The 25,819-nt window shown below is 54.9% G+C and carries 28 protein-coding genes; 15 read left to right on the top strand and 13 right to left on the bottom strand.

Annotated elements, in window-relative coordinates:
• The first annotated feature begins 299 nt into the window (after positions 1-299).
• Both dtpA and gstA read left to right on the top strand, forming a co-directional pair.
• Positions 300-1,808: a dipeptide/tripeptide permease DtpA gene (dtpA, locus tag ACOTZC_RS03265; protein WP_023311373.1), complete on the top strand. Its 1,509-nt coding sequence runs from the start codon at positions 300-302 to the stop codon at positions 1,806-1,808.
• Positions 1,809-1,908: 100 nt separating this feature from the next.
• Positions 1,909-2,514 carry a glutathione transferase GstA gene (gstA, locus tag ACOTZC_RS03260; RefSeq protein WP_048977464.1) on the top strand — a complete coding sequence of 202 codons (606 nt, stop codon included), beginning with the start codon at positions 1,909-1,911 and terminating at the stop codon, positions 2,512-2,514.
• A gap of 60 nt (positions 2,515-2,574) precedes the next feature.
• On the opposite strand, the gene pdxY is transcribed toward gstA, so the two are convergent.
• The 5 genes from pdxY to anmK form a co-directional block, all read right to left on the bottom strand.
• Positions 2,575-3,435, bottom strand: a complete 861-nt coding sequence (pdxY, locus tag ACOTZC_RS03255; protein WP_045401365.1) for a pyridoxal kinase PdxY — start codon at positions 3,433-3,435, stop codon at positions 2,575-2,577.
• A gap of 66 nt (positions 3,436-3,501) precedes the next feature.
• Complete coding sequence (gene tyrS / locus ACOTZC_RS03250; protein WP_023311370.1) at positions 3,502-4,776, bottom strand: tyrosine--tRNA ligase; 1,275 nt, start codon at positions 4,774-4,776, stop codon at positions 3,502-3,504.
• 125 nt (positions 4,777-4,901) lie between these two features.
• The gene (pdxH, locus tag ACOTZC_RS03245; RefSeq protein ID WP_024909355.1) at positions 4,902-5,558 is read right to left on the bottom strand and encodes a pyridoxamine 5'-phosphate oxidase; all 657 of its coding nucleotides are present in this window, start codon (positions 5,556-5,558) and stop codon (positions 4,902-4,904) included.
• A gap of 57 nt (positions 5,559-5,615) precedes the next feature.
• Positions 5,616-5,939 carry a C-type lysozyme inhibitor gene (gene mliC / locus ACOTZC_RS03240; RefSeq protein WP_023311369.1) on the bottom strand — a complete coding sequence of 108 codons (324 nt, stop codon included), beginning with the start codon at positions 5,937-5,939 and terminating at the stop codon, positions 5,616-5,618.
• A gap of 93 nt (positions 5,940-6,032) precedes the next feature.
• Positions 6,033-7,157 carry an anhydro-N-acetylmuramic acid kinase gene (anmK, locus tag ACOTZC_RS03235; RefSeq protein WP_045401368.1) on the bottom strand — a complete coding sequence of 375 codons (1,125 nt, stop codon included), beginning with the start codon at positions 7,155-7,157 and terminating at the stop codon, positions 6,033-6,035.
• Between the two features lie 255 nt (positions 7,158-7,412).
• Here anmK and slyB point away from each other — a divergent pair, with 255 nt between their 5' ends.
• Positions 7,413-7,880, top strand: coding sequence for an outer membrane lipoprotein SlyB (slyB, locus tag ACOTZC_RS03230; RefSeq protein WP_023311367.1), 468 nt, complete (start codon positions 7,413-7,415; stop codon positions 7,878-7,880).
• A gap of 199 nt (positions 7,881-8,079) precedes the next feature.
• Positions 8,080-9,441 (top strand): sensor domain-containing diguanylate cyclase, encoded by a 1,362-nt coding sequence (locus ACOTZC_RS03225; protein WP_047174414.1) that lies wholly within the window; start codon positions 8,080-8,082, stop codon positions 9,439-9,441.
• Between the two features lie 36 nt (positions 9,442-9,477).
• Here ACOTZC_RS03225 and slyA read toward each other — a convergent pair whose 3' ends face one another.
• On the bottom strand, positions 9,478-9,918 hold the full coding sequence (gene slyA / locus ACOTZC_RS03220; RefSeq protein WP_024909359.1) for a transcriptional regulator SlyA: 441 nt from the start codon (positions 9,916-9,918) through the stop codon (positions 9,478-9,480).
• A gap of 186 nt (positions 9,919-10,104) precedes the next feature.
• Here slyA and ACOTZC_RS03215 point away from each other — a divergent pair, with 186 nt between their 5' ends.
• The 3 genes from ACOTZC_RS03215 to ACOTZC_RS03205 are packed head-to-tail and all read left to right on the top strand — an operon-like array spanning position 10,105 to position 13,237.
• A complete protein-coding gene (locus ACOTZC_RS03215; RefSeq protein ID WP_023311364.1) occupies positions 10,105-10,341 on the top strand; it encodes a DUF1656 domain-containing protein in 237 nt (78 codons plus the stop codon).
• A 2-nt stretch (positions 10,342-10,343) separates the two neighbouring features.
• On the top strand, positions 10,344-11,204 hold the full coding sequence (locus ACOTZC_RS03210) for an HlyD family secretion protein (RefSeq protein ID WP_023311363.1): 861 nt from the start codon (positions 10,344-10,346) through the stop codon (positions 11,202-11,204).
• Complete coding sequence (locus tag ACOTZC_RS03205; RefSeq protein ID WP_421635579.1) at positions 11,204-13,237, top strand: FUSC family protein; 2,034 nt, start codon at positions 11,204-11,206, stop codon at positions 13,235-13,237. The genes ACOTZC_RS03210 and ACOTZC_RS03205 overlap by 1 nt, the downstream gene beginning before the upstream one ends.
• Here the strand turns inward: ACOTZC_RS03205 and sodC are convergent.
• The 3 genes from sodC to ACOTZC_RS03190 all read right to left on the bottom strand — a co-directional run bounded on the left by sodC (position 13,216) and on the right by ACOTZC_RS03190 (position 14,999).
• A complete protein-coding gene (gene sodC, locus ACOTZC_RS03200) occupies positions 13,216-13,734 on the bottom strand; it encodes a superoxide dismutase [Cu-Zn] SodC (RefSeq protein WP_047174417.1) in 519 nt (172 codons plus the stop codon). The genes ACOTZC_RS03205 and sodC overlap by 22 nt on opposite strands.
• 80 nt (positions 13,735-13,814) lie before the next feature.
• Positions 13,815-14,711: an aldo/keto reductase gene (locus tag ACOTZC_RS03195; protein ID WP_047174418.1), complete on the bottom strand. Its 897-nt coding sequence runs from the start codon at positions 14,709-14,711 to the stop codon at positions 13,815-13,817.
• 48 nt (positions 14,712-14,759) lie between these two features.
• Positions 14,760-14,999: a DUF1289 domain-containing protein gene (locus tag ACOTZC_RS03190; protein ID WP_008500587.1), complete on the bottom strand. Its 240-nt coding sequence runs from the start codon at positions 14,997-14,999 to the stop codon at positions 14,760-14,762.
• Between the two features lie 149 nt (positions 15,000-15,148).
• On the opposite strand from ACOTZC_RS03190, the gene eptA reads away from it, so the two are divergent.
• From eptA to rnt, 5 genes are all read left to right on the top strand, one after another.
• Positions 15,149-16,774, top strand: coding sequence for a phosphoethanolamine transferase EptA (eptA, locus tag ACOTZC_RS03185; RefSeq protein ID WP_064791039.1), 1,626 nt, complete (start codon positions 15,149-15,151; stop codon positions 16,772-16,774).
• Positions 16,775-16,815: 41 nt separating this feature from the next.
• Positions 16,816-17,415 carry a TetR/AcrR family transcriptional regulator gene (locus tag ACOTZC_RS03180; RefSeq protein ID WP_047174419.1) on the top strand — a complete coding sequence of 200 codons (600 nt, stop codon included), beginning with the start codon at positions 16,816-16,818 and terminating at the stop codon, positions 17,413-17,415.
• Positions 17,416-17,468: 53 nt separating this feature from the next.
• The gene (locus ACOTZC_RS03175; RefSeq protein WP_023311356.1) at positions 17,469-18,566 is read left to right on the top strand and encodes an alkene reductase; all 1,098 of its coding nucleotides are present in this window, start codon (positions 17,469-17,471) and stop codon (positions 18,564-18,566) included.
• A 100-nt stretch (positions 18,567-18,666) separates the two neighbouring features.
• Positions 18,667-19,074 carry a lactoylglutathione lyase gene (gene gloA, locus ACOTZC_RS03170; RefSeq protein ID WP_013096923.1) on the top strand — a complete coding sequence of 136 codons (408 nt, stop codon included), beginning with the start codon at positions 18,667-18,669 and terminating at the stop codon, positions 19,072-19,074.
• Between the two features lie 96 nt (positions 19,075-19,170).
• A complete protein-coding gene (rnt, locus tag ACOTZC_RS03165; protein WP_023311355.1) occupies positions 19,171-19,821 on the top strand; it encodes a ribonuclease T in 651 nt (216 codons plus the stop codon).
• Positions 19,822-19,865: 44 nt separating this feature from the next.
• Here the strand turns inward: rnt and grxD are convergent, their stop codons facing one another.
• Positions 19,866-20,213 (bottom strand): monothiol glutaredoxin 4, encoded by a 348-nt coding sequence (gene grxD, locus ACOTZC_RS03160; RefSeq protein ID WP_003832760.1) that lies wholly within the window; start codon positions 20,211-20,213, stop codon positions 19,866-19,868.
• 338 nt (positions 20,214-20,551) lie between these two features.
• Between grxD and ACOTZC_RS03155 the strand changes: the two genes are divergently transcribed.
• A complete protein-coding gene (locus ACOTZC_RS03155) occupies positions 20,552-21,325 on the top strand; it encodes a C40 family peptidase (RefSeq protein WP_023311354.1) in 774 nt (257 codons plus the stop codon).
• 122 nt (positions 21,326-21,447) lie between these two features.
• Complete coding sequence (gene sodB, locus ACOTZC_RS03150; RefSeq protein WP_023311353.1) at positions 21,448-22,029, top strand: superoxide dismutase [Fe]; 582 nt, start codon at positions 21,448-21,450, stop codon at positions 22,027-22,029.
• A gap of 38 nt (positions 22,030-22,067) precedes the next feature.
• Here sodB and ACOTZC_RS03145 read toward each other — a convergent pair whose 3' ends face one another.
• Positions 22,068-23,234, bottom strand: a complete 1,167-nt coding sequence (locus tag ACOTZC_RS03145; RefSeq protein WP_023311352.1) for an MFS transporter — start codon at positions 23,232-23,234, stop codon at positions 22,068-22,070.
• Between the two features lie 163 nt (positions 23,235-23,397).
• A complete protein-coding gene (locus ACOTZC_RS03140) occupies positions 23,398-23,487 on the bottom strand; it encodes a YnhF family membrane protein (RefSeq protein WP_008500596.1) in 90 nt (29 codons plus the stop codon).
• A gap of 297 nt (positions 23,488-23,784) precedes the next feature.
• Between ACOTZC_RS03140 and purR the strand changes: the two genes are divergently transcribed.
• The gene (purR, locus tag ACOTZC_RS03135) at positions 23,785-24,810 is read left to right on the top strand and encodes an HTH-type transcriptional repressor PurR (protein ID WP_023335431.1); all 1,026 of its coding nucleotides are present in this window, start codon (positions 23,785-23,787) and stop codon (positions 24,808-24,810) included.
• Positions 24,811-24,828: 18 nt separating this feature from the next.
• Here the strand turns inward: purR and punR are convergent, their stop codons facing one another.
• Positions 24,829-25,740: a DNA-binding transcriptional activator PunR gene (gene punR, locus ACOTZC_RS03130; RefSeq protein WP_023311350.1), complete on the bottom strand. Its 912-nt coding sequence runs from the start codon at positions 25,738-25,740 to the stop codon at positions 24,829-24,831.
• Between the last annotated feature and the right edge of the window lie 79 nt (positions 25,741-25,819).

Raw genomic sequence — 25,819 nt, 5'->3', positions numbered from 1 at the left:
GCGATAAGCGGCAAATAGCAGAACATATCGCCAAAGGCCGGTTGAAGTGGGTTATTGCCAGTCGAAAAAACTACCTTTAATCATCGTATGAAATTTAACGCTGAATAACATTTATATGAACCGACGATTATACCACTTCAGATATATGTAACAGATTATTACAAATGTATTGCCAGATGGGGCAGGATAGTGAACATTACCCGCCGTTTCTCCTCCCAATATAACTATAAGGCGTATGGACGACGGCCATCACGCTATGAACACCCCCGTTAATATGGGATGTAAAAAAAGAGGTATATGTGTCTACTGCAAACAATAAACCAACAGATGAAAGCGTAAGTCTTAACGCTTTTAAACAGCCTAAAGCGTTCTATCTCATCTTCTCTATCGAGTTATGGGAGCGTTTTGGTTATTACGGCCTGCAAGGGATCATGGCGGTTTACCTGGTAAAACAGCTGGGTATGTCCGAAGCCGATTCCATCACGCTGTTCTCTTCCTTTAGTGCTCTGGTGTACGGTCTGGTCGCAATTGGCGGCTGGCTGGGTGATAAAGTCCTCGGGACTAAACGTGTCATCATGCTGGGCGCCATTGTCCTGGCGATTGGCTATGGTCTGGTTGCATGGTCAGGGCACGATGCCGCTGTCGTGTATATGGGTATGGCGACGATTGCCGTCGGTAACGGTCTGTTCAAAGCAAACCCGTCCTCCCTGCTCTCTACCTGCTACAGCAAAGACGATCCGCGTCTGGACGGTGCATTTACCATGTACTACATGTCCATCAACATCGGTTCGTTCTTCTCGATGCTGGCAACCCCATGGCTCGCAGCTAAGTTCGGCTGGAGCGTGGCGTTCGCGCTGAGCTTCGTGGGTATGCTGATCACCGTGGTGAACTTCCTGTTCTGCCGCAGCTGGGTTAAAGACTACGGTTCAAAACCTGACTTCGAGCCTGTTCATATGGGCAAACTGCTGGCCACCATCGTGGGCGTTGTTGTCCTCGCGGCAATTGCCACCTGGCTGTTGCACAACCAGGGTATCGCCCGTGCCGTTCTGGGCGTGGTTGCGCTGGGTATCGTGGTTATCTTTGCGAAAGAAGCGTTCGCCATGCAGGGTGCTGCCCGTCGCAAGATGATTGTGGCGTTCATTCTGATGCTGGAAGCGATTATCTTCTTCGTGCTGTACAGCCAGATGCCAACCTCACTGAACTTCTTCGCCATTCGTAACGTTGAGCACTCAATTCTGGGCATCGCGTTCGAACCGGAACAGTATCAGGCGCTGAACCCGTTCTGGATCATGATTGGTAGCCCGATTCTGGCCGCTATCTATAACAAGATGGGCGACCGTCTGCCGATGCCGCACAAGTTTGCGATCGGTATGGTGCTGTGCTCCGGCGCGTTCCTGGTGCTGCCGCTGGGTACCAAATTTGCCACCGACGCGGGTATCGTGTCCGTTAACTGGCTGATCCTGAGCTACGCGCTGCAGTCTATCGGTGAGCTGATGATCTCCGGTCTGGGTCTGGCGATGGTTGCACAGCTGGTGCCGCAGCGTCTGATGGGCTTCATTATGGGTAGCTGGTTCCTGACCACTGCCGGTGCGGCAATCATTGCGGGTAAAATTGCGAACCTGATGGCTGTGCCTGAAAACGTCACTGACCCACTGGTCTCCCTTAACGTCTACGGCACCGTGTTCATGCAGATTGGTATCGCGACTGCGGTTATTGCAGTTCTGATGCTGCTGACCGCGCCGAAACTGAATCGTATGACTCAGGACGACGACAAGACGGCTGAAGCGACCAAAACCGCTACCGCGTAAGATTATTGAGAAACGACGAGCCGCTAATGCATATTAGCGGCTTTTTTTTTGTCCGTTGGCGCACTAACATAGCTGAAACCTCAGCAAAAAGGAGTTACCGATGAAACTGTTCTACAAACCGGGCGCGTGCTCTCTTGCTTCCCATATCACCCTGCGCGAGAGCGGCAAAGATTTCACGCTGGATGGCGTTGATCTGATGAAAAAGCGTCTGGAAAATGGCGATGATTTTCTTGCCATTAACCCCAAGGGACAAGTTCCGGCTCTCTTGCTGGATGACGGTACTCTGCTGACCGAAGGCGTCGCGATTATGCAGTTCCTGGCCGATAGCGTACCCGATCGTCAGCTGCTGGCACCGGTCAGTACCATTTCTCGCTATAAGACGCTGGAATGGCTGAACTACATTGCGACCGAACTGCACAAAGGATTTACGCCGTTGTTCCGCCCGGATACGCCAGAGGAGTTCAAGCCGACCCTGCGTGCGCTTCTTGAGAAAAAGCTGCAGTACGTTAACGAATCGCTGAAAGACGAACAGTGGATTTGTGGTTCGCGCTTCACGATTGCCGATGCGTATCTGTTTACTGTGCTGCGCTGGGCGCGCGCGGTTAAGTTGAACCTGGAAGGGTTAGACCATATTGCATCGTATATGAAACGCGTGGCAGAGCGTCCTGCAGTAGCTGCGGCGCTGAAAGCGGAAGGGTTGAACTAACCGAGCGGCCTGTGTTGCCGGGTGGCGCTGACGCTCACCCGGCCTACACGTTTTGGCCGGTTATAACCGGGTTGCGCTGAAATAGTGCTCCGGCTTCGCGATACGATCCTGTGCCGCAACCACCTGCAGTTCATATTCCTGCATCTCTTTCGTCGCAATCATGATTTCGTACACCGCCGCGGTAACGTGCTCCAGCGCGTCGCGCATCGTCGCCCCCTGCAGTAATTTCACCAGCAGCAGACCGCTGGTGACATCCCCGACCCCAACCGGCTGGCGCAGGCCGAAATCCACCAGCGGACGGCTGATATGCCAGGCGTCATCTTTCGTCACCAGAAGCATCTCAAAATGGTCCTGACTCAGCCCTGCGCGCGCAAGGTGTTTTACCAGCACAACTTCAGGCCCCTGAGCGATCAGCTCACGAGACGCGCTTACCGCCTCTTCAACGCTGTTAACCGGATGCTCGCAGAGAATTTCGAGTTCGACCAGGTTTGGCGCAATGATATCGCTGGCGGGCAGCGCGTGGCGGACGTGAAACTCTGCAACGCCAGGCGCCACGATGCAGCCTTTCTCCGGGTGGCCCATAACGGGGTCGCAGAAGTATTTTGCCGCCGGGTTTGCGGCTTTCACCTGGCGTACGATGCCGAGGATATGCTCCCCCTGCTCCGCTGAGCCGAGGTAGCCGCTCAGCACGGCGTCACAGCGTTTAAGCTGGTCGATATCGGCAATCCCCTGCACAACCTCGCTGAGGTGCGAAGGCGGCATTACGCAGCCGGTCCATTTGCCGTATTGCGTGTGATTAGAGAACTGTACGGTATTAAGGGGCCAGACGTTGACGCCGAGGCGACGCATCGGGAATTCCGCGGCGCTATTGCCAGCGTGTCCAAAAACAACGTGGGACTGAATGGCGAGGATGTTCTTCATTTTTTTCTTACCAAACCCTGAAAAAACAAAAGGGGCGTGGTTTCCCACGCCCCTGGAGACTGTTAATTATTTCCAGCAGACAAGGCAGTAGTTTTTCTTACCGCGACGCAGCAGCGTGTAGCGGCCATACAGACGGTCACCGTCAACGAAGGTGTATTCCGGGTCGGCCTGTTTCTCACCGTTGATGGTGATAGCGTTAGACGCGATGGTTTTACGCGCCTGACCGCGCGAAGGCTGGAGCTCAGAGTCCACCAGCGCCTGCATGAGGTCAGCCCCTTTTTCCATCTCAACCATCGGCACGCCGTCCTGCGCCAGCTGTTCGAAGTCCGCTTCGCTCAGATCGCTCAGGGTACCGTTGAACAGGCTTGCGGTAATGCGTTTTGCCGCGGCCAGACCTTCTTCACCGTGAACCAGTTTGGTCACTTCGTCCGCCAGCACGTACTGCGCGCGCGGCGCTTTACCGCTGTTCTTGTCTTCTTCTTCCAGAGCATTGATCTCTGCGATATCCATGAAGGTGAAGAACTTCAGGAAGCGATAAACATCGGCATCCGCCGTGTTGATCCAGAACTGGTAGAACTTGTACGGGCTGGTTTTCTTCGGATCGAGCCATACTGCGCCGCCCTCAGTCTTACCGAATTTGGTGCCGTCGGCTTTGGTGATCAGCGGAACGGTCAGACCGAAGACCTGGTTCTGGTGCAGACGACGGGTCAGGTCGATACCGGAGGTGATGTTACCCCACTGATCGGAACCGCCAATCTGCAGGGAAACGCCGTGCAGCTTGTTCAGGCAGGCAAAGTCATAACCCTGCAGCAGGTTGTAGGAGAACTCGGTAAAGGAGATACCCTGGTCGTCACGGTTCAGACGCTGCTTAACGGCCTCTTTGTTAATCATCTGGTTAACAGAGAAGTGCTTGCCGATGTCGCGCAGGAAGGTCAGCACGTTCATGCTGCCAAACCAGTCGTAGTTGTTCGCGGCAATGGCAGAGTTATCACCACAGTTGAAGTCGAGGAACGGTGCAACCTGTTTGCGGATCTTATCCACCCACTCCTGCACGGTATCTTCGGTGTTCAGTTTACGCTCAGCGGCTTTAAAGCTTGGGTCACCAATCAGGCCGGTCGCGCCGCCCACCAGCGCAACAGGCTTGTGGCCCGCCATCTGGAAGCGTTTCAGGCATAACAATGGAACAAGATGCCCCAAATGCAAGCTGTCAGCGGTGGGATCGAAGCCGCAATAGAGCGCGATCGGGCCTTGCGCCAGTCGCTCTGCTAACGCTTCCTCGTCCGTCACCTGGGCCACGAGACCCCGCTCTTGCAATTGTTTAATCAAGTTACTGCTTGCCATCAAATTCTCCATGTATAAACGACTGCACCTTTGCCGGTACACGACTTTTCGCCTGATGCGAAAGGACCATAGAATAAAGCGCAAGCGCGGTGTGCGCTAGCGCTTAAATCAACAAATTTCGGGGATTATGGTGCCAGTCTGTCGATTTTCCAGCCGCCATTCTCGCGCTGGTATAAAAAGCGGTCATGCAGGCGATGTTCGCCCCCCTGCCAGAACTCCATCTGCTCAATCGGGATGCGGAACCCGCCCCAGAAGCTTGGCAGAGGAATTTCCCCCTGCTGGAACTTCTGCTTCAGCTCCAGGAATTTACTTTCCAGCACGCCGCGAGCAGAAATTCGACTGGACTGTTTGGATACCCAGGCGCCAATCTGGCTGTCACGCGGGCGGCTGTGGAAATACTTCACCACTTCCAGCGTCGAGAGACGTTCCGCCTTGCCGGTGACCATTACCTGACGCTCCAGCATGTGCCAGGGGAACAGCAGGCTGATACGCGGATTGTTTTCTAAATGGTGCGCCTTGCGGCTGCCGAGGTTGGTATAGAACACCAGCCCTTTCTCGTCATAATGCTTGAGCAATACGATGCGCTGATACGGTTGACCGTTTTCATCCACCGTTGCGACGACCATGGCCGTGGGGTCGGCGAGTTTCGCTTCGCAGGCCTGTTTCAGCCAGCGTTCAAAAAGCACGAGGGGTTCAGCGGGAAGATCCTGGCGACGCAGGCCGCCTTTAGTGTATTCACGGCGCAGATGCGCAATTTGCTGCAGTTCGTCGTTATCTGACATGGCGTTAGCTGACATTGAGAGTGGGTGGCGCTATTGTGCGCCGCCCCTGTAAAAATCTCAACGCTTCGGATTTTCGAGCTGGCAATTGTTCAGCACAATGCGGTCGCGTTTGTAGACCGTGGCGCTGTCGCCTTTCGACCAGAAGACGTAGATACCGTCGGAATAACGCGCGCCGGAGGCTGACATCCCCTGCTTCAGCGTCAGCAATTTATTGTCATAAACAAAACTGGCTTCCTGGCGTGGATTGTTCAGCTTTACGGTCAGCGGTTTTTCGTCACAGCGATACTCCAGCGTATCGGTCTGCATGCGCTCAAGGAGCTGGTTGTAGACGCTGCATCCTGACAGCAACAAAGGAGCGGCAATAAGAAGAAGTTTTTTCATGGGCGTATTCCGAAGACTTTCCTGGTCCTGGAGGGCATGGCTGCCCTCCTGTTTCGTTCCATTCTAACGACGACGCGCCGCGCTGAATTTCAGTTAACTCTGATTATGACGAGGATTTGCCGGGAAAATCGCCCCGAGGACGCTCGCCTCACGCGCGCCGGTTACCGACGGCAAGTTGCCCGGCAGTCCCGCAATGGTGCGCCAGGCAAGCCAGGCGAAGGCCAGCGCCTCCATATCATCCCCGCTGATGCCGGCCTCATCGGTCGTGGTCACTTCGGTACCCGGCAGTAGCCCCGCAAGACGCGCCATCACCAGCGGGTTGCGGCTTCCTCCGCCGCACACCAGCAGGCGTTCACATCCGCCGCTGAGCAGAACCTGTTCGGAGATCGACACGGCCGTCAGCTCGGCAAGCGTCGCCTGGACATCCTGCGGCGCGAGCGCCGGGAATGGTGCCAGCTGACGCTCAAGCCAGCCCAGGTTGAAGTATTCACGCCCCGTGCTCTTAGGGGCTGGCAGGGCAAAATATGGATCGCTCAGCATCGACTGCAGCAGCGGAATAATCACTTTCCCCCCGCTCGCCCACTCAGCGTTTTTATCATACGGTTGTCCGCACTGCCGCCAGATCCAGGCATCCATTAACATATTGCCCGGGCCGGTATCATAGCCGCGTACGGGCTGCCCCGGGATGAGCATCGACAGGTTGGCAATCCCACCAATGTTGAGCACCATACGCCGTTCTGAAGGGTGCGCCAGTAACGCCTGATGGAACGCGGGTACCAGCGGCGCGCCCTGCCCGCCAAGGGCGATATCGCGACGACGGAAATCGCCAACCACCGTCACGCCCGTCTTCGCCACAATTTGGTTGTTATCGCCGATTTGCAGGGTATGCGGGGCATCTCCGCCTGGCTCATGCCAGACCGTTTGTCCGTGACACCCGATGGCCACCACGTCCTGCGGGCGAAGATGTTCTTTTTGCATCAAAGCCTGCACCGCATCCGCAAACAGCGCCCCCAGGCGAACATCAAGCTGTCCAAGCTGGGAGAGGGTAAGCTGCTGCCCCTGACAGATACTCAGAATATCCTCTTTCAGTGAAATGGGGATTGGCCAGGTCAGGCTCGCCTGCTGCGCCACCATGTTTTCGTCAATGGCGGCCAGTACGACATCTACCCCATCCAGACTGGTGCCTGACATCACACCAATGTAGCGACCCGATTTCATGCGCTTTCCTTACGTTGCGTGGGCTAAGGATACCCACTCAACCATAAACGGCGCCGCTTTGCCATCCGGCGATAATATTTTTTAACAATGTCAGACGGGTAGCACAGGCAGATCCTGTTTATGTCTCGTTAAGTCAAATTCAAGTACAATTTTCTTATTGTTAGTGCAAAGATATGAACTATGGCTCCTTATGCCATATAATTTAGCCATAACGGATGCCCCCAATTGGGCGTTTTTGGTGAACAGGAGATTCAAATGATTTTACGTGTACTGGGCGTTTCGCTGATTGGTTTAACTCTGGCTGGCTGTGTGAATGACAGTTCACTTTCTGGCGACGTTTACAGCGCTTCTGAAGCGAAACAGGTTCAGAACGTGACTTACGGTACCGTTGTTAACGCACGTCCTGTACAGATCCAGGGTGGTGATGAAAGCAACGTAATGGGTGCAATCGGCGGTGCCGTTCTGGGTGGTTTCCTCGGTAATACCGTCGGTGGCGGTACAGGTCGCTCGCTGGCAACAGCCGCAGGCGCCGTTGCGGGTGGCGTAGCCGGCCAGGGCGTTCAGGGTGCGATGAACAAAACCCAGGGCGTAGAGCTGGAAATTCGTAAAGACGACGGCAGCACGATCATGGTTGTACAGAAACAAGGCAGCACTCGCTTCTCTGCAGGCCAGCGCGTTGTTCTGGCAAGCAACGGAAGTCAGGTGACCGTTTCTCCACGTTAATTAAAAATGGATGTGGTCATTAGGCCACATCCATTTACAATATATATCACTTCCAAAAATATATTTACAAAATATATTCATCACGCCTATTATTTACCACGTCATATATTGTTTCTGCGCAAAGTATTTAGCGCGCTAATTTATTAAACTCTTCGCAATCTTCTTACCTTCATTCATTATAAAGTCGTTAAAAACGTATATGCTTGCGAATCGTCGTTCTTTAAAGAGTCGTTATATCGCGTTCTGCCTTGGTTGCATTGTTGTCATCGGGATATTACAAACTCTGTTTTTAAAACTCGTTGAATGGGTTCCCTCCTTTTCACCGCTGCTATTCCCTACGCTTACCATTTTTCTGCTGGTGTTCCACCTGTTTATTGCCTGTTTCATGGCGATGAAATACTGGTGCGACAGAAAACGGTTGTATCTGGTGGCATTCGCCTTCGCCTTTGCGGGCTCCGCACTGCTGATGGTCGGAACGCTGTCCAGCTTTCCCGCCTGGCTGGACCTCTACCAGTTTAACGTCGTGAACTACAACGATGCGATGATCTACTATATGTTCCGCCATCTAATAATGGCGGTGCTCATCATCGTTGCGGCAATACTTTATACCATGCGCAATTCTCCCCTTTCACGATTAGCACATATCGCGATTGTGAGCGGCGAATTTCTCTTTACGGTCTGTGCGGTGGGATTGGCCTGGTTCTATTCCAGTCATTCACAACTCTTATCAATTGACCTGGTTGATAATGAAACGCGTCAGTTTATGGTTCTCTGGAGCCAGTTTATTAATATTTCATTAATTGCTCTGTGGGTAGTGACATTAGCAACTCTGATGTTTATTACGCGCGTACGCAATTTATTCTGGGTGGGCGGTAATTTTTTGTGCGTCTGCTATATCGTCACGCTCTCAATGCTGTTGATGGGGGGACATGCCGAAGGTATCTCCTGGTATCGCGCCCGCTTATTTGAAACGGCCGCCACGCTGCTGATTATTTTTGTTCTGCTCTACGATGTCTTCAGGCTGTATCGCGACTCGCACGTAAAATACCAGCAGTCTTACCAGAACTCGATTCGCGACCCGCTCACGCGCCTGTATAACCGCAGTTATTTTTATGAATCATTAAAGCAGGCGCTGGATATCGCCAAACCCAGCCGTCCGGTTTCCGTCATCGTCAGCGATCTCGATCGCTTCAAGCGTATCAACGACACGTACGGACATCTTCAGGGCGACAAGGTCCTGCAGTTTGTTGCTAATCTGCTGATGGATTCCGTGCGCCCCCAGGACATCGCGGCCCGTATCGGTGGTGAGGAGTTTGTTCTGATGCTGGCCAACACCTCATCAGACGCGGCGTACCAGGTGGCGGAACGCATTCGGTTAAATCTGAGCAGCTTCGATAACGCCAGCAGCGGCGGTCAACTACCTGAGCCAATCACCATCAGCATGGGGGTGTTTACGGCGACGTCAGCCGCAGTAGCCGCAGAAACGTGCGTGGAAAATGCCGACAAAGCGATGTATGAAGCGAAGGAGACCGGCCGTAACCGCGTGGTGGTCTTTAAATAAAAAAAAGGCCTTGCTGCTGCAAGGCCTGGTTGTTTGTCAGTCGCGCGACTGCAGTTCATGGATGTTTTGCTCGAGGCGCCCAATGAGGCTGATGAGCATTTCCAGCTCCGCCGGTGAAACGCCTGACAGGATCTCACCGCGCGTCTTCGTAATCACGGCTTCCATTTCCGTGATGATAGGCGCCGCTTTCTCGGTGAGTTTAATCCGCTTGGCGCGACGATCGCTGGCGCAGGTTTGCCGCGAGATCAACCCCTTCTCTTCCAGCTGGTCAAGCGTGCGCACCAGCGACGGCTGCTCAATGCCTATCGCTTTTGCCAGTTGAATTTGCGACTGATCGGGCGGCAGCTGGTGAATGTTGTGCAGCGTGACCCAATGCGTCTGTGTGAGTTCCAGAGGTTTCAGGCGATGGTCAATCAGAGCACGCCAGACGCGTACCAACCTTGCCAGATCAGAACCTAATGGCGATTCCAATTTCATCTCCTTATAATTAGCTTGCTAAGTTATTATACTGATTTTAGAATAGTGTGCAGCATTTGTATTGCCAAAACAAATGCAATACTGCATTCATCCAACTTAAAAGTATGACTTACACTGAATTGTGATGCTTCATCATACTAAGACAAGCCGACGCGGCATTCTGTTCACTGCAAAGGATTTCTGCCCGTGACGTTTTTTCATCGCTCAGAGGGTTTACCCCTTCAGGATCTGATCTTCGGTGCGTCAGTCTATTTTCCTCCCCTGTTTAAGGCCGTTCTGGTCGGCTTTATGCTCTGGCTCATCGCGCATCGCCTGCTCCGCGACTGGATGTACTCCGGCGAAATCTGGCATCCCATGCTGATGGATCTTTCCCTGTTTGCCCTTTCCGTATGCCTGGGCCTTGCCGTTTTGACTGTGTGGTGAATATGTCCCTTAAAACGCTAAAGTACTTTTCCACCCTGCTTGTCCTTGCCCTTGCGCTGGTGGCGGGCTGGTGGATGTGGAATTTTTATATGCAATCGCCCTGGACGCGTGACGGCAAAGTTCGCGCTGAGCAGGTCAGCATTACCCCTCAGGTGTCGGGAAGTATTACGGCGCTGTTGGTTAAGGATAACCAGTTCGTCAAAAAGGGAGACATTTTATTCCGCATCGACGACACCCCGTACCACATTGCGATTCTGAACGCCCAGGCGCAGCTGGCTAAAGCCCAGTCGGATCTGGCAAAGGCTAACAACGAGGCCAACCGCCGCCGCCACCTGTCGCAAAACTACATCTCAGCGGAAGATTTAGACACCGCCAACATCACCGTAAAGGCCATGCAGGCGAGCGTCAACGTAGCCGAAGCCACGCTGAAGCAGGCCCAGTGGGAGTTGACCCAAACGGTGATTACCGCGCCGGTTGACGGGTGGGTAACCAACCTTTCCGCTCGCGTGGGGAATTATGCCACCACGGGACAACCCGTTTTTGCCCTCGTCGACAGCCACTCCTTCTACGTGGTGGGCTATTTTGAAGAGACCAAGCTTCGCCATATTCGCGAGGGATCGCCTGCCGCCATTACGCTTTACAGCGGCTCGCAGAAGTTACAGGGTCACGTATCCAGCATTGGCCGCGCCATTTACGATCAAAGCGTCGAAACGGATTCCGGTCTGGTGCCGGACATAAAGCCGAACGTCCCCTGGGTGCGTCTGGCCCAGCGCGTTCCGGTTCGCGTGGAGTTTGACCGTTTACCGCAGGACATTACCCTTGTGTCCGGCACCACCTGCACTGTCTCCATCGGCAACCGGTGATGAAGCTGCAGAGTCTCTCCTGGCAAAACACGCCGTGGATGAAAGCGACGCGTCCCCAGTGGCGCTACGCGCTGCGTAACGGCATTGCCATGTGTCTTGCGCTGACTGTGGCTTATTACCTGAACCTGGATGAACCCTACTGGGCGATGACGTCTGCGGCGGTGGTCAGTTTTCCGACGGTCGGCGGAGTGATCAGTAAAAGTCTTGGCCGCATCGCAGGCAGCCTGCTGGGCGCCACCGCGGCGCTAATTATCGCCGGCCATACGCTGAACGATCCGTGGCTGTTCCTGCTGAGCATGGCCGCATGGCTGGGGTGCTGTACCTGGGCCTGCGCCCATTTTACAAATAACGTCGCCTACGCATTCCAGCTGGCGGGCTATACCGCCGCCATCATCGCCTTTCCGGTGGTTAACGTGCTCGACACCACCGAGCTGTGGGATATTGCCCAGGCGCGCGTTTGTGAAGTGATTGTCGGGATCCTCAGCGGTGGCTTCATGATGATGATCCTCCCCAGCACATCCGACGGCACCGCGCTCATCAACGCGCTGAAAACCATGCATACCCGGTTACTGGAACACGCGAGCCTGCTGTGGCAACCGGATACCAGCGACAATATCCGCCTCGCGCATGAAAAGGTTATCGGACAGATCCTGACGATGAATCTGTTGCGCATTCAGGCGTTCTGGAGCCACTACCGCTTTCGCCGCCAGAACACACTTCTTAACTATCTGCTGCACCAGCAGCTGCGCATGACCAGCGCCATCTCCAGCCTTCGCCGGATGCTGCTCAACTGGCCAACGCCGCCTGAAAACACCCGTGCCGTGATTGAAACGCTGCTCGCGGCCCTTGCGCGCCCGGATGCGGACATTTACACCGTAGCGCGGATTATCGCTCCGCTCGCCCCGGCTGATGAGTACGACTACCGCCATCGCGCCTTCTGGCAGCGCCTGAATTACTTCTGCCGTCTGTACCTGCGCAGCAGCCGCTGGATTACGGCCATCGAAAACGCGACCCCATTGACGGAGTTCAACGTCCCCGGCAGCCCGGCACTCGCGCGCCATACCGACTATCTGGAAGCGCTGTGGAGCGGTTTTCGCACCTTCTGTGCGCTGATGCTGGTGGGGGCGTGGAGTATTACCACGCAGTGGGAGTCCGGTACGGCGGCCCTGACGCTTGCCGCCATCAGCTGCGTGCTTTACTCCGTCGCGGCCTCGCCGTTCAACTCGCTTACGCTCCTGCTGCGCACGCTGGTGCTGCTGTCGCTGTTCAGCTTTGTGGTGAAGTTTGGCCTGATGGTGCAGATAAGCGATCTGTGGCAGTTCCTGCTGTTCCTGTTTCCCCTGTTGACCACCATGCAGCTTCTGAAGCTGCAAATGCCTAAGCTGGCGGGCCTCTGGGGACAGCTGATTGTCTTTATGGGCTCGTTTATCTCCGTGACGAATCCCCCGGTTTATGATTACGCCGATTTTCTCAATGACAACCTGGCGAAGATCCTGGGTGTGGGGCTAGCGTGGCTGGCTTTTGCGGTGTTACGTCCCGGCTCCGATGCACGCAAGAGCCGCAGGCATATTCGGGAGTTACGCAGAGGTTTTGTCGACCAGCTCAGCCGTAAACCGCATCTGGGTGAAAACGAGTATGAATCGCTGGTCTATCATCACGTCAGCCAGCTGAATAACAGCCAGGACGCGCTGTCCCGACGCTGGCTGCTGCGCTGGGGCGTGGTGCTGTTGAACTGCTCGCACGTGGTCTGGCAGCTTCGCGCGTGGGAAACGCGCTCCGATCCACTGTCGCAGGTTCGTGATGTTTGCATCTCCCTGCTGCGCGATGTAATGAGCGAGCGCGGTGTCCAGCAGCGGCCACTCGAAGCCACGCTGAATGAACTGCAGCGGATCTGCGATACGCTGGCACAGCATCATCTGCCCGCAGCCCGTGATTTGGCCTCGATAATCTGGCGCCTGCACTGCTCGCTGTCGCAGCTGGAACAGGCACCGCCACCGGGAACGATTGGGGATCAGATCACGCCGCACGCATAGCGTGCCCCGCCGCCGCCAAGCGGTTTAGGCCGATCGGACATATTGTCGCCGCCGACATGGATCATCAGCGCTCTGCCTTTCACCTCATCCAGCTTTTTCAGTCGCGGTGCGACGACGGGGTCTGTGGCTTTACCGTCGTTATTCACCACCAGCACTGGCAGATCGCCTAAATGCCCCATTCCATCCGGGCCTTCATGCTTGCCGGAATGCTGAGGATCGAGGTGCCCTCCTGCCGCTTCCGCCGCAGACGGTTTACCTTCTTTTAAAGCGGGCTGACAGCTGCCTTTGGCATGAACATGGAAACCATGTTCACCGGGAGGGAGGGCTTTGAGGTTGGGGGCAAACTCCAGTCCTTTATCGGTTTCGGTGATTTTCACCGTTCCGATGGACTGACCCACACCCTGTGGGGTGACGAGATTCATTTCAACTTCGTCGCTGGCTGCCTGCGCCCCTGCGCAAACAACCAGCGTGACCAGTGCCAGAGCAAAACGCTTCATATGACCTCCGCGGGTTATTTTTTGCCCCTTAAGTGTATACCAGGGGCAAAGATTTCACCGGAAAGTCACCTTCAGGCGGTTTATGGTACGTCGTAACCCAGCGCGGCCTTACGGATGCGGAACCACTGCTGACGGGTCATCTGCAGCTCTTCAGCGGCCAGCGCAGAACGCACGCGTTCTATTTTGCCGGAGCCAATAATAGGCAGAGGTTTTGACGGTAGGCGCAGGATCCATGCGTAAACCACCTGTTCGATGCTCTCCGCGTTCAGTTCGCGGGCGATGGTTTCAAGCTCGTTGCGCAGCGGCTGGAACTCATCATCATTAAACAAACGTCCGCCCCCCAGGCAGGACCACGCCATCGGGCGAATGCGCAGCTGCTGCAGCTGATCGAGCGTGCCATCCAGCAGCAGCGGCTGGTGTACCGGGGAGATCTCAACCTGGTTGGTGGCCAGAGTAAACGGCAGACGAGACTGAAGCAGCGCAAACTGTGCTGGGGTAAAGTTAGAAACGCCGAAGTGACGCACTTTCCCACTCTGATGCAGGTTCAGGAAGGCTTCCGCTACCTCATCAGCATCCATCAGCGGGTCTGGGCGGTGGATTAACAGCAGGTCGATACGATCGGTCGCCAGATTGACCAGCGACTGCTCGGCGCTCTTGATGATATGTGCGCTGTCGGTGATGTAATGACCGAGGGCGTGTTCAGGTTTTGCCGTGGTGGCAATCCCACACTTCGTGACGATCTCCATGCGATCGCGCAGGGCTGGAACCAGCTTAAGCGCCTCGCCGAACGTGGCCTCGCACTGGTAGCCACCGTAAATATCCGCATGATCGACTGTGGTGATGCCTAAATCAAGGTGCTCTTCAATAAAGCTCGCCAGCTGGAGGGGGGACATATTCCAGTCCATCAGGCGCCAGTAGCCCATAACAAAACGGGAGAATTCTGGCCCCTGCGGGGCAAGGGTAATTCGCTGAACCATAACATTTTCCTCAAGGACGTAATGTCATGAGTATACGCAATTACCGTTTTAAAAAAGTGAAGGTTGCTGGGGTTCTTCGGTTTCACCCGCTTTGTTTGCGCGTATTTTGCGCAGAAGACGCTGTCGGCAGAGGCGTAACACCTCCTGCTTTTGCGTGTCGCTAAAGTTTTGCCAGTTAAAACGCTCATCGCGGGTACGCATGCACCCGCGGCAATATCCGCGTTCATCGACCTGACAAATACCCCGGCACGGGCTCTGGATGGGGAAAAACTCCAGCTGCTCTGCCACACTCACCTCCCGAAAGCTCCTCTCACCTACAGTGAAGACGTTAATCGCACCACGTGCAAGGCCTATATCACAGATTTGTGGCATTAAGGTTTCACTAATCTTCCCTCTCTATACTCGGCCCATCATGACAATAACGGGTTTACCGATCGATGTGGTTAATCAAAAAGTTACAATGTAACGATATTAAATTTACTCTGAGCTGTGCACTCTTTTTTACGCTAATCAACGGGCTGTTTATCCAGCGCAGCTGGGCCATTATTGCCCCTTCGCACCTGCACGACATCCTCTTTGCCGCGTCCGTACCGCTGGTGCTGTTTTGCGGCTGGGTGATTGTCTTTAGCCTGCTGAATATCCCCTATATCCGTAAGCCGCTGCTGATTGTATTGACGATCGGATGCGCTGCGGCAACCTACTTTATGTACACCTATGGCGCGGTGATCGATCAGAACATGATAGTGAACGTGTTCGAAACCAACTCTCAGGAAGCGACAGCCCTGGTGACGCCGCAGATGATTCTGTGGATTGTTATTGCTGGCCTTGTGCCTTCCGTGGTGCTGGCTCTGACCCGCATTCGTGCCGGTAAATGGTGGTACGCGCTGCTGACGCGCGTTGCCGCGATGCTCGGTGCTCTGCTGGTGATTATCCTGATTGCCGCGCTGTTTTATAAAGATTACGCATCGCTGTTCCGCAATAACAAAAGCATCGTCAAAATGGTCACCCCGGCGAACTATGTCAGCGCCGTGGTGAAGTACAGCAAGATGCGCTGGTTTGCCGGCGATCAAACGCTGGTGCGCATTGGTGAAGATGCCCATAAAGGGCCACTGATTACCGGTCAACAGAAGAAAACCGTTCTGGTGCTTGTCGTCGGCGAAGCCTCGCGCGCGGCAAACTACTCCCTGAACGGTTACGGGCGCGAAACCAACCCGGAACTGAAAAAGCAGGACGTGATTAACTTCCCGCAGGCCTCCTCGTGTGGTACCGAAACCGCGGTTTCCGTTCCCTGCATGTTCTCCGGCATGACGCGCAGCAAATACGATGCCGACCTGGCTCACCATCAGGAAGGTCTGCTCGATGTGCTGAAGCATGCGGGTATCAACCTGCTGTGGCGCGACAACGACGGCGGCTGTAAAGGTGCCTGCGATCGCGTGCCACATACCGATATGACGCAGTGGCAGCTGGATCAGTTCTGCAAAGACAAATCCTGTATTGACGATGTGAACTTCTACCGTCTGGATAACGTGCTGGATGGCGTGAAGCAAGATACGGTGCTGGTTATCCACCTGATGGGGAGCCACGGTCCGGCATACTATCGCCGTTACCCGGACAACTTCCGTAAATTCACCCCAACCTGCGACACCAATGAAATTCAGGATTGCGATCATCAGGCGCTGATCAATACCTATGACAACACCATCCTCTATACCGACAGCATGGTCAGCAAAACCATTGATGCGCTGAAAGCGCGCCAGTCTAGCATGAACAGCGCGCTGATTTATCTCTCAGATCACGGTGAATCGCTGGGCGAAAGCGGTATTTATCTGCACGGTACGCCTTATATGCTGGCGCCGGAGCAGCAAACGCATATTCCGTTTATGTTCTGGCTGTCACCGGATTACGCGAAAAACTTTGGCATCAACGAACAGTGTTTGCGTGACCATGCAGCAAAAAATGCGGTTTCCCAGGACAATTTATTCTCAACCGTATTGGGTATGATGGACGTGAAATCAACGGTTTATCAACCGCAGCTGGATATACTGAGCGCATGTCGTCAGTAAACTCGCTTGCATTAGACCGAACGGTCTATTAGAGTGCGGCCATGAGCAGAAATACTGAACACGATACCCGCGAACATTTACTGGCAACCGGCGAGCGACTTTGCATGCATCGCGGGTTTACCGGTATGGGGTTGAGCGAGCTATTAAAAACCGCTGAGGTTCCGAAGGGGTCGTTTTATCACTACTTCCGGTCCAAAGAGGCTTTTGGCGTAGCGATGCTGGAACGTCATTATGCTGGCTACCACCAGCGTCTGGCGACCCACTTTGCGTCGGGTGAAGGTAACTACCGGGATCGTGTTCTGAACTACTATCAGGAAACGCTGAACCAGTTCTGTCAGCAGGGCATTATTAGCGGATGCCTGACCGTTAAACTGTCTGCAGAAGTGTGCGATCTTTCTGAAGATATGCGCACGGCGATGGATAAAGGTGCCCGCGGCGTTATCGCCCTGCTGGCCAAGGCGCTGGAGAAAGGCCGCGATGAAAAAACGCTGGCCTTTTCCGGCGAACCGTTAACCCAGGCGCAGGTATTATATGCGCTCTGGCTAGGCGCTAACCTGCAGGCAAAAATTTCGCGCAATGCCGTGCCGCTGGAAAGCGCGCTGGCACATGTGAAAAACAGCATTACTGCGCCTGGCATTTAGCAGGCGTTTTTATTTACCCAACTACTAGTCGACTGGTCTACTCAGGAGTCTTTATGTCAGCTGAAAAATTATTTACCCCACTGAAAGTGGGTGCCGTCACTGCGCCAAACCGCGTGTTTATGGCTCCGCTTACCCGTCTGCGCAGCATTGAGCCGGGCGACATCCCAACCCCACTGATGGGTGAATACTATCGTCAGCGCGCAAGCTCTGGCCTGATCATCACGGAAGCCACGCAGATTTCCGCTCAGGCTAAAGGCTATGCGGGTGCGCCAGGTCTTCACAGCCCGGAACAGATCGCCGCATGGCAGAAAATCACCGCGGGCGTTCACGCTGAAGAGGGTCGCATTGCGGTCCAGCTGTGGCATACCGGTCGTATCTCCCACAGCAGCATTCAGCCTGGCGGCCAGGCTCCGGTCTCCGCTTCGGCCCTGAGCGCAAATACCCGTACGTCCCTGCGTGATGAAAACGGCAATGCGATCCGCGTGGATACCTCTATGCCGCGCGCGCTTGAGCTGGATGAAATTCCGGGTATCGTGAACGACTTCCGCCAGGCCGTGGCCAACGCCCGTGAAGCCGGTTTTGACCTGATTGAGCTGCACTCCGCGCATGGCTACCTGCTGCACCAGTTCCTGTCACCGTCGTCTAACCACCGCACCGACCAGTACGGCGGCAGCGTTGAAAACCGCGCTCGACTGGTGCTGGAAGTGGTTGACGCCGTATGCCAGGAGTGGAGCCCGGATCGTATCGGGATCCGCGTCTCTCCAATCGGTTCTTTCCAGAACGTCGACAACGGTCCGAACGAAGAAGCCGATGCCCTGTACCTGATCGAAGAACTGGCTAAACGCGGCATCGCCTATCTGCACATGTCCGAGCCGGACTGGGCTGGCGGTAAGCCTTACACGGACGCTTTCCGTCAGAAAGTGCGCGAGCGTTTCCACGGGGTGATCATCGGTGCGGGGGCTTATACCCCGGAGAAAGCCGAAGATCTGATCGGCAAAGGGCTGATCGATGCCGTCGCGTTTGGCCGCGACTATATCGCCAACCCGGATCTGGTTGCCCGTCTGCAGAAAAAAGCGGCCCTGAACCCGCAGCGCCCGGAAAGCTTCTACGGCGGCGGCGCGGAAGGCTACACCGACTACCCTTCTCTGTAATCTCGCCGTTGTTCATTGATAGCGGCGATACTTCGCCGCTATACTAAAACATCGTTTCTGTTCAAAAAGACAGTCTATTCCATTGGTTAATGAGGAAATTATGCGCCTACTTCACACCATGCTGCGCGTTGGCGACCTGCAACGTTCCATTGATTTCTACACTAACGTCCTGGGCATGAAGCTGCTGCGCACCAGCGAAAACCCGGAATACAAATACTCGCTGGCGTTTGTGGGTTACGGCCCGGAAACGGATGAAGCGGTGATCGAGCTGACCTACAACTGGGGCGTAGACAGCTATGAGCTGGGCACCGCCTACGGCCACATCGCGCTGGAAGTGGACAACGCGGCCGAAGCGTGTGAGCGCATTCGCAGCAACGGCGGTAACGTTACGCGCGAAGCGGGCCCGGTAAAAGGTGGCACCACCGTGATTGCGTTCGTGGAAGACCCGGACGGTTACAAAATCGAGCTGATTGAAGCCAAAGACGCGGGTCGCGGTCTGGGCAACTGATCCCTCAGGGCGCAACATGCGCCCGTAGTTTTACTGCATCACCCTGCAAAATTTGCCATAATGCGCTCTGCTTTTTTCCCCTGGTAAGAGACCCTGATGTCCGATAACGCTCAATTTAGCGGTCTGTGCGACCGTTTTCGTGGTTTTTATCCCGTTGTCATTGATGTAGAAACAGCCGGATTTAACGCTAAAACCGATGCGCTGCTCGAAATTGCCGCCATCACGCTGAAGATGGATGAACAGGGCTGGCTTACACCGGACACCACGCTGCATTTCCACGTTGAACCTTTCGAAGGGGCAAACTTACAGCCGGAAGCGCTGGCGTTTAACGGTATCGATCCGCATAACCCGCTGCGTGGTGCAGTCAGTGAATATGATGCGCTGCACGCCATTTTCAAAATGGTGCGTAAAGGCATGAAAGAGAGTAACTGCAGCCGCGCCATTATGGTGGCCCATAACGCCACCTTCGATCACAGCTTTACCATGGCCGCCGCCGAGCGCGCCGCGCTTAAACGCAACCCCTTCCATCCTTTTGTGACCTTCGACACCGCCGCGCTGAGCGGCCTGGCCCTGGGACAAACGGTGTTATCAAAAGCCTGCATCACGGCGGGTATACCTTTTGACGGTACGCAGGCGCATTCCGCTTTATACGACACGGAGCGCACCGCAGAGCTGTTCTGTGAGATCGTCAACCGCTGGAAGCGTCTGGGCGGCTGGCCGCTGCCGATGGGCGACAGCGAAGAATAAAAAAAAGCGACCTTATCAGGTCGCTTTTTTATTTGCGCAGAAAATTACTCTGCGTCCGGCTCTTCGGTTTTGTACTTCGCCGCCGTCTCTTTGATCAACTGCTGCAGTTCGCCGCGCTGATACATTTCAATCAGGATATCGCAGCCGCCAACCAGCTCACCGTCAACCCACAGCTGTGGGAAAGTCGGCCAGTTAGCGTACTTAGGCAGCTCAGCGCGGATGTCCGGATTCTGCAGGATATCAACGTAAGCAAAACGCTCACCACAGGCTGACAGCGCCTGAACCGCTTGTGCGGAGAAGCCGCAGCTTGGCAGCTTCGGAGAACCTTTCATATACAGCAGAATTGGGTTTTCAGCGATCTGGCGCTGGATTTTTTCAATAGTGGTGCTCATGTCTTGCTTCCTTTAACTTCTGTTACGGCATTCGTCTGACATTGTAGCGGTTCAGACTGGCATCGGAAAATAACATTTTTGTCACGTTTATACATTCTACCCCGAGTCACGAAAAGTTGCATTGCAAATGGTGTTTACCCCTGCGGCGGTCAGGGTTTTGCTTAGGGAGTGGGCAAATGTGCGACAGAACGATGAATTTTTTTGCACTTGCTAACGAAACACGATTGTAGATTGAAAAATGCTATTAACTTTCTGGGTTTTTATAGATTAGAATCGACGGGCTTTGTAAATCACACGCGGGTATTATTGATGACCTGCATTTATCAGGGGACTGCCCAGTGGCGCGGATAAATAAAATCTCGATCACGCTCTGTGCTTTACTGTTTACTTCACTCACTTTCACGCCAGTGGCAAACGCCTCTCAGCAGGCGCGGCATTCTGCTGTACAAAAAAACCATCTGGTGAAAGCCACAGAACGTAAGAAAAAAACCACCGCTAAGAACGACAAGAAAAAAACACCGGCTCAGACGAAACAGACCGCTTCCAGCAAGACGAAAACAAAACCTTCCCGCACTGCCCACTCCGCTAAAAGTAAAGCTTCGCAAACCGCTGCTAACCTCGTTACTGAAAAATGCATCACGCGTAAAGGCCACAAGGCGAAATGCACGAAGGTCACGAAAATAGCTGAAGTGCATAAAGTGCGTGTACAGAAAGCGCAAAAAACCGCGATGAACAAACTGATGGGCCAGATTGGCAAACCTTATCACTGGGGTGGCAGTTCGCCGCGTACCGGGTTTGACTGCAGCGGCCTCGTCTATTACGCCTATAAAGATCTTGTCAAATTCCGCATCCCTCGTACCGCCAATGAGATGTACCACCTGCGCGATGCCTCACCGGTTGACCGCGGTGAGCTGGAAAACGGCGATCTGGTGTTCTTCCGCACTCAGGGTCGCGGCACGGCTGACCACGTTGGCGTGTATGTCGGCAACGGGAAGTTCATCCAGTCTCCACGTAGCGGCCAGGATATTCAGATCACCTCTCTCAGTGAAGACTACTGGGTACGCCACTACGTCGGCGCGCGTCGCGTGATGACGCCGAAAACCATTCGCTAACCCCTGCCCTGCCACATCCGTGGCAGGGTAAGTTCCTCTTTTGCATACCCTTTCAATTTGCTATCCTGTCCATGTTGTCTGTGTGGTTATTGGCAACACAAAATACAATAAGGAGAGAAGCAATGTCGTTCGAATTACCTGCACTACCATATGCAAAAGACGCCCTGGCACCGCACATTTCTGCGGAAACCCTGGAATATCATTACGGCAAACATCACCAGACGTACGTCACCAACCTGAACAATCTGATCAAGGGCACCGATTTTGAAGGCAAAACGCTGGAAGAGATCGTCCGCAGCTCAGAGGGTGGCGTCTTTAACAACGCGGCTCAGGTGTGGAACCACACCTTCTACTGGCACTGCCTGGCGCCGAATGCCGGCGGTGAACCTGCCGGTGAACTGGCTACCGCTATCAACGCCGCATTTGGCAGCTTCGCGGATTTCAAAGCGAAATTTACCGATGCAGCCATCAAGAACTTCGGTTCTGGCTGGACGTGGCTGGTTAAAGAGGCGGATGGCAAACTGGCTATCGTGTCCACTTCAAACGCGGGTACCCCGCTGACTACCAGCGCTAAGCCGCTGATGACAGTGGACGTATGGGAACACGCTTACTACATTGACTACCGCAACGCGCGTCCGAACTACCTGGAGCACTTCTGGGCACTGGTTAACTGGGACTTTGTTGCGAAGAACTTCGCCGCGTAAGAGACACGCAGAAGGGTTCGCCCTTCTGCGTTTTTGGTTTATTCCGCAGCGCAGGCTGCTTCAGGCTGTTTACGACCCGACATCATCACCAGCAGCAGGCCGAGCGCGGCAATAATCGCCCCCATCACCGGCACAAAGCTGTATCCCAGACCACCTGAAATCACGGCCCCACCGGCCGCGGCGCCCAGGGCATTACCCAGGTTAAACGCACCGATATTCACGGAAGATGAAAGTCCCGGCGCCTCGTGCGCGACACGCATCACGCGCATCTGCAGCGGCGGCACCACGGCGAAAGTGGCGGCTCCCCAGACGACCATCGCAATCGCGGCCCCAAACTCATTGCGCGCCAGCCACGGAATGGCAACCATGATGACAATCAGCAGGGTTAAGAAGCCCTTAAGCGTCCCGCTCACGGAACGGTCGGCAAATTTCCCGCCGAGATAGTTACCGATCGAGAAGCCCACGCCAATCAGCACCAGCATCGCGGTCACAAAGAGAGGCGTTGCGTGGGTGATGTCATGCAGGACGGGAGAAATATAGGTGTAGAGGGTAAACATCGCCCCTGCCCCCAGCACGGTGGTGAGCAGCGCGGAGAGCACCTGCGGGCGCATCAGCACTGCCAGCTCTTTACGCACTTCCGGACGTTCTCCGGCGCTTCCTTTCGGCAGGGAGAAGAACAGCGCCACCATCGCAATCACGCCCAGTCCGGCCGTCGCCAGGAAGGACATTCGCCAGCCAATAACCTCGCCCAGCCAGGTTGCCGCAGGCACCCCGCCGATGTTGGCAATCGTTAGCCCCATAAACATGGTCGCCACGGCGCTCGCCTGCTTGTGTTTTGGCACCACGCTGGCTGCCACGACCGATCCCAGCCCGAAGAATGCGCCGTGATTAAGGCTGGTCAGAATACGCGATAGCATAAGGGTGGTGTAGTCCGGCGAAATGGCCGAAAGCACGTTGCCCAGGGTGAAAATCGCCATCAGGAAAATCAGCGCATTGCGGCGCGCGCGGTGCGAAAGCAGAAGCGTCATCAGCGGCGCCCCGACCATCACGCCGATAGCGTAGGCGCTAATTAACATCCCTGCCGCAGGGATAGAGACATCTACGCCCCGGGCAATAACAGGCAGTAACCCCATCGGGGAGAATTCAGTGGTGCCAATCCCAAAAGCGCCAATCGCCAGGGCCAGCAGGGGAAAATTGATTTTCATGCGTCAACTCCGGATGCCGTGTCATGTGGTGACACAGAACAAAGAAGCGGAAAGCATGACATCAATCACAAAAAATGAGAAGTTAACAAAATGGCAAAAGATTTTTGCCAGAGAAGTAACAATCCGGGGAGTCGGGAGGGAGAAGGCTCTCCCTCCGCGTAAATCAGTGCAGCGCAGCCGTCAGACCGGCCGCAACAATCAGAGCCAGCACAACAACGGTGGTGAACAGCGAAAACTTAAGATCGGAACTCATCAATTTTTCTCCTTTTAATCCCCACACGAAAAGTGAGCTTGCTCATTTTTGCACAGATTACGTCAAAAATCTTCCTGGATTTATACTGATAACCACTTTACCTCTTCCCCTTTTCATCAAGATAGGACAAAATTCCACGCTAAATTTATTAGCGTACCGGCCATTGACCCCCTCCTGACGTCCCGTGTCGTTTTCCCGGCGTGCCGCAATTCAACATTGCGAGATAAGGGTGAGAGAAGGCAAACGTTTACCTTCAAGTTTTTCAGGAGCTTAGGATATGGTCTGGAGTGACATTTAATGGCAACAATTAAAGACGTAGCAAAACGCGCAAACGTTTCCACTACAACCGTATCACATGTAATTAACAAAACCCGCTTTGTGGCGGAAGAGACGCGCAACGCCGTCTGGGCAGCGATCAAAGAGCTGCACTATTCGCCAAGTGCGGTTGCACGTAGCCTCAAGGTTAATCACACCAAGTCCATTGGATTGCTGGCAACCAGCAGTGAAGCGGCCTATTTTGCCGAGATCATTGAAGCGGTCGAAAAGAACTGCTTCCAGAAAGGCTATACCCTGATTCTGGGCAACGCGTGGAACAGCATTGAAAAACAGCGTGCCTACCTGTCGATGATGGCGCAAAAGCGCGTTGATGGCCTGCTGGTAATGTGCTCCGAGTATCCGGAGTCAGTGCTGTCGATGCTGGAAGAGTATCGCCATATTCCGATGGTGGTGATGGACTGGGGCGAAGCGCGCGCAGACTTCACCGATTCCGTTATCGATAACGCCTTTGAAGGCGGCTATATGGCCGGTCGTTATTTGATCGAACGCGGTCACCGCGAGATTGGCGTGATCCCCGGTCCGCTGGAGCGCAACACCGGCGCGGGCCGTCTGGCCGGTTTTATGAAAGCGATGGAAGAAGCGTTGATCAACGTGCCGGAAAACTGGATTGTGCAGGGCGACTTTGAGCCGGAATCGGGCTACCGCGCGATGCAGCAGATCGTCTCCCAGCCGCACCGTCCGACCGCCGTGTTCTGCGGAGGCGACATCATGGCCATGGGCGCGCTCTGCGCTGCCGACGAGCTGGGCCTGCGCGTACCGCAGGATATTTCCGTGATCGGGTATGACAACGTGCGTAACGCGCGCTTCTTCACCCCGGCGCTGACCACCATTCACCAGCCAAAAGACTCGCTGGGCGAAACGGCTTTTAACATGCTGATGGACAGAATCGTCAACAAGCGTGAAGAGTCGCAGTCCATTGAAGTTCACCCGCGTCTTATCGAACGCCGTTCCGTTGCGGATGGTCCGTTCCGCGACTACCGTCGTTAATCGCTTTACGGGGGCCAGCTACGCTGGCTCCCGTAACCATTCCCGGTTCAGCGTTTCGCTGTCTCCCAGATAATCCAGCAGCCAGGCCATCGCAGGCGAGACATCATTTTGCTGCCATGTGAGGCAGCAGGCCGCATCCGGGAACGGATTCTCCAGCGTCAGCTCAACCCACTCTCCGGTATCGATGCGCGGACGCGCGAAATGAACGGGCACCATCGCGACGCACAGCCCGGCGCTGAGGCACGTCGCCGACGATTCCCAGTCAGGGGCCACCACCCGCCGCTGGTTGTCGAGAAGCCAGGTGATACGCTTGGGCAATGAACGGGACGTATCCTCCAGCACCAGCGACGGCCAGTTGCGCAGCGTGTCATCGCTCAGCGGCCCTTCCATCGCCGCCAGCGGATGATCGCTTGCCACCACGCATTTCCAGCTCAGCATTCCCATATCGCGAAAAGCGTAACGTCCCCCGACCGGGATCGCCTGCGTGGCCCCAATCGCCATCTCTGCCCTGCCGTCCGCCAGCGCATCCCAGACGCCGTTAAACACCTCCTGCGAGACCCGCAACTCGACGTCAGAAAAATGACGGTAGAAATCGACGATCATCTGCCGGGTGCGCTCGGGTTTAACAATGTTATCCACCGCGATGGAAAGATGTCCCCGCCAGCCGTTAGCGATCTGCTGACACTGTTCGCGGGTGATCTGCATTTTTTTGATAACAGAACGCCCTTCTTTCAAAAACCACGCGCCTGCGGGCGTTAATTCCACATCACGATGCCGCCGTTCAAACAGCGGAACCGCCAGCCACTCCTCCAGCTGGCGCACCGTGTAGCTGATGGCCGAAGGGACGCGGTGCAGCTCCTGCGCCGCACCGCTAAAGCTGCCGTTACGCGCAACAGCATCGACCACTTCAAGAGAATAATCTGACCACATTTTCTGCCTGCAAAATTTTTGAATGCATCCGCCAAATATTAGCGTTTCACAAGCGGCTTTGCACTCCCTACACTCAGCG

The organism is Enterobacter cloacae complex sp. SHL009 (genome assembly GCF_049237205.1).
Classification (GTDB): domain Bacteria; phylum Pseudomonadota; class Gammaproteobacteria; order Enterobacterales; family Enterobacteriaceae; genus Enterobacter; species Enterobacter cloacae_M.
Note: the sequence above shows the minus strand (reverse complement) of the source record. Positions and strands in the feature narration are given on the sequence as shown.

Coding starts and splice junctions, on each gene's coding strand:
- gstA (WP_048977464.1), top strand. CDS start 1,909: ATGAAACTGTTCTACAAACCGGGCGCGTGCTCTCTTGCTTCCCATATC.
- pdxY (WP_045401365.1), bottom strand. CDS start 3,435: ATGAAGAACATCCTCGCCATTCAGTCCCACGTTGTTTTTGGACACGCT.
- tyrS (WP_023311370.1), bottom strand. CDS start 4,776: ATGGCAAGCAGTAACTTGATTAAACAATTGCAAGAGCGGGGTCTCGTG.
- pdxH (WP_024909355.1), bottom strand. CDS start 5,558: ATGTCAGATAACGACGAACTGCAGCAAATTGCGCATCTGCGCCGTGAA.
- mliC (WP_023311369.1), bottom strand. CDS start 5,939: ATGAAAAAACTTCTTCTTATTGCCGCTCCTTTGTTGCTGTCAGGATGC.
- anmK (WP_045401368.1), bottom strand. CDS start 7,157: ATGAAATCGGGTCGCTACATTGGTGTGATGTCAGGCACCAGTCTGGAT.
- slyB (WP_023311367.1), top strand. CDS start 7,413: ATGATTTTACGTGTACTGGGCGTTTCGCTGATTGGTTTAACTCTGGCT.
- ACOTZC_RS03225 (WP_047174414.1), top strand. CDS start 8,080: ATGCTTGCGAATCGTCGTTCTTTAAAGAGTCGTTATATCGCGTTCTGC.
- slyA (WP_024909359.1), bottom strand. CDS start 9,918: ATGAAATTGGAATCGCCATTAGGTTCTGATCTGGCAAGGTTGGTACGC.
- ACOTZC_RS03210 (WP_023311363.1), top strand. CDS start 10,344: ATGTCCCTTAAAACGCTAAAGTACTTTTCCACCCTGCTTGTCCTTGCC.
- ACOTZC_RS03205 (WP_421635579.1), top strand. CDS start 11,204: ATGAAGCTGCAGAGTCTCTCCTGGCAAAACACGCCGTGGATGAAAGCG.
- sodC (WP_047174417.1), bottom strand. CDS start 13,734: ATGAAGCGTTTTGCTCTGGCACTGGTCACGCTGGTTGTTTGCGCAGGG.
- ACOTZC_RS03195 (WP_047174418.1), bottom strand. CDS start 14,711: ATGGTTCAGCGAATTACCCTTGCCCCGCAGGGGCCAGAATTCTCCCGT.
- eptA (WP_064791039.1), top strand. CDS start 15,149: ATGTGGTTAATCAAAAAGTTACAATGTAACGATATTAAATTTACTCTG.
- ACOTZC_RS03180 (WP_047174419.1), top strand. CDS start 16,816: ATGAGCAGAAATACTGAACACGATACCCGCGAACATTTACTGGCAACC.
- ACOTZC_RS03175 (WP_023311356.1), top strand. CDS start 17,469: ATGTCAGCTGAAAAATTATTTACCCCACTGAAAGTGGGTGCCGTCACT.
- gloA (WP_013096923.1), top strand. CDS start 18,667: ATGCGCCTACTTCACACCATGCTGCGCGTTGGCGACCTGCAACGTTCC.
- rnt (WP_023311355.1), top strand. CDS start 19,171: ATGTCCGATAACGCTCAATTTAGCGGTCTGTGCGACCGTTTTCGTGGT.
- grxD (WP_003832760.1), bottom strand. CDS start 20,213: ATGAGCACCACTATTGAAAAAATCCAGCGCCAGATCGCTGAAAACCCA.
- sodB (WP_023311353.1), top strand. CDS start 21,448: ATGTCGTTCGAATTACCTGCACTACCATATGCAAAAGACGCCCTGGCA.
- ACOTZC_RS03145 (WP_023311352.1), bottom strand. CDS start 23,234: ATGAAAATCAATTTTCCCCTGCTGGCCCTGGCGATTGGCGCTTTTGGG.
- ACOTZC_RS03140 (WP_008500596.1), bottom strand. CDS start 23,487: ATGAGTTCCGATCTTAAGTTTTCGCTGTTCACCACCGTTGTTGTGCTG.
- purR (WP_023335431.1), top strand. CDS start 23,785: ATGGCAACAATTAAAGACGTAGCAAAACGCGCAAACGTTTCCACTACA.
- punR (WP_023311350.1), bottom strand. CDS start 25,740: ATGTGGTCAGATTATTCTCTTGAAGTGGTCGATGCTGTTGCGCGTAAC.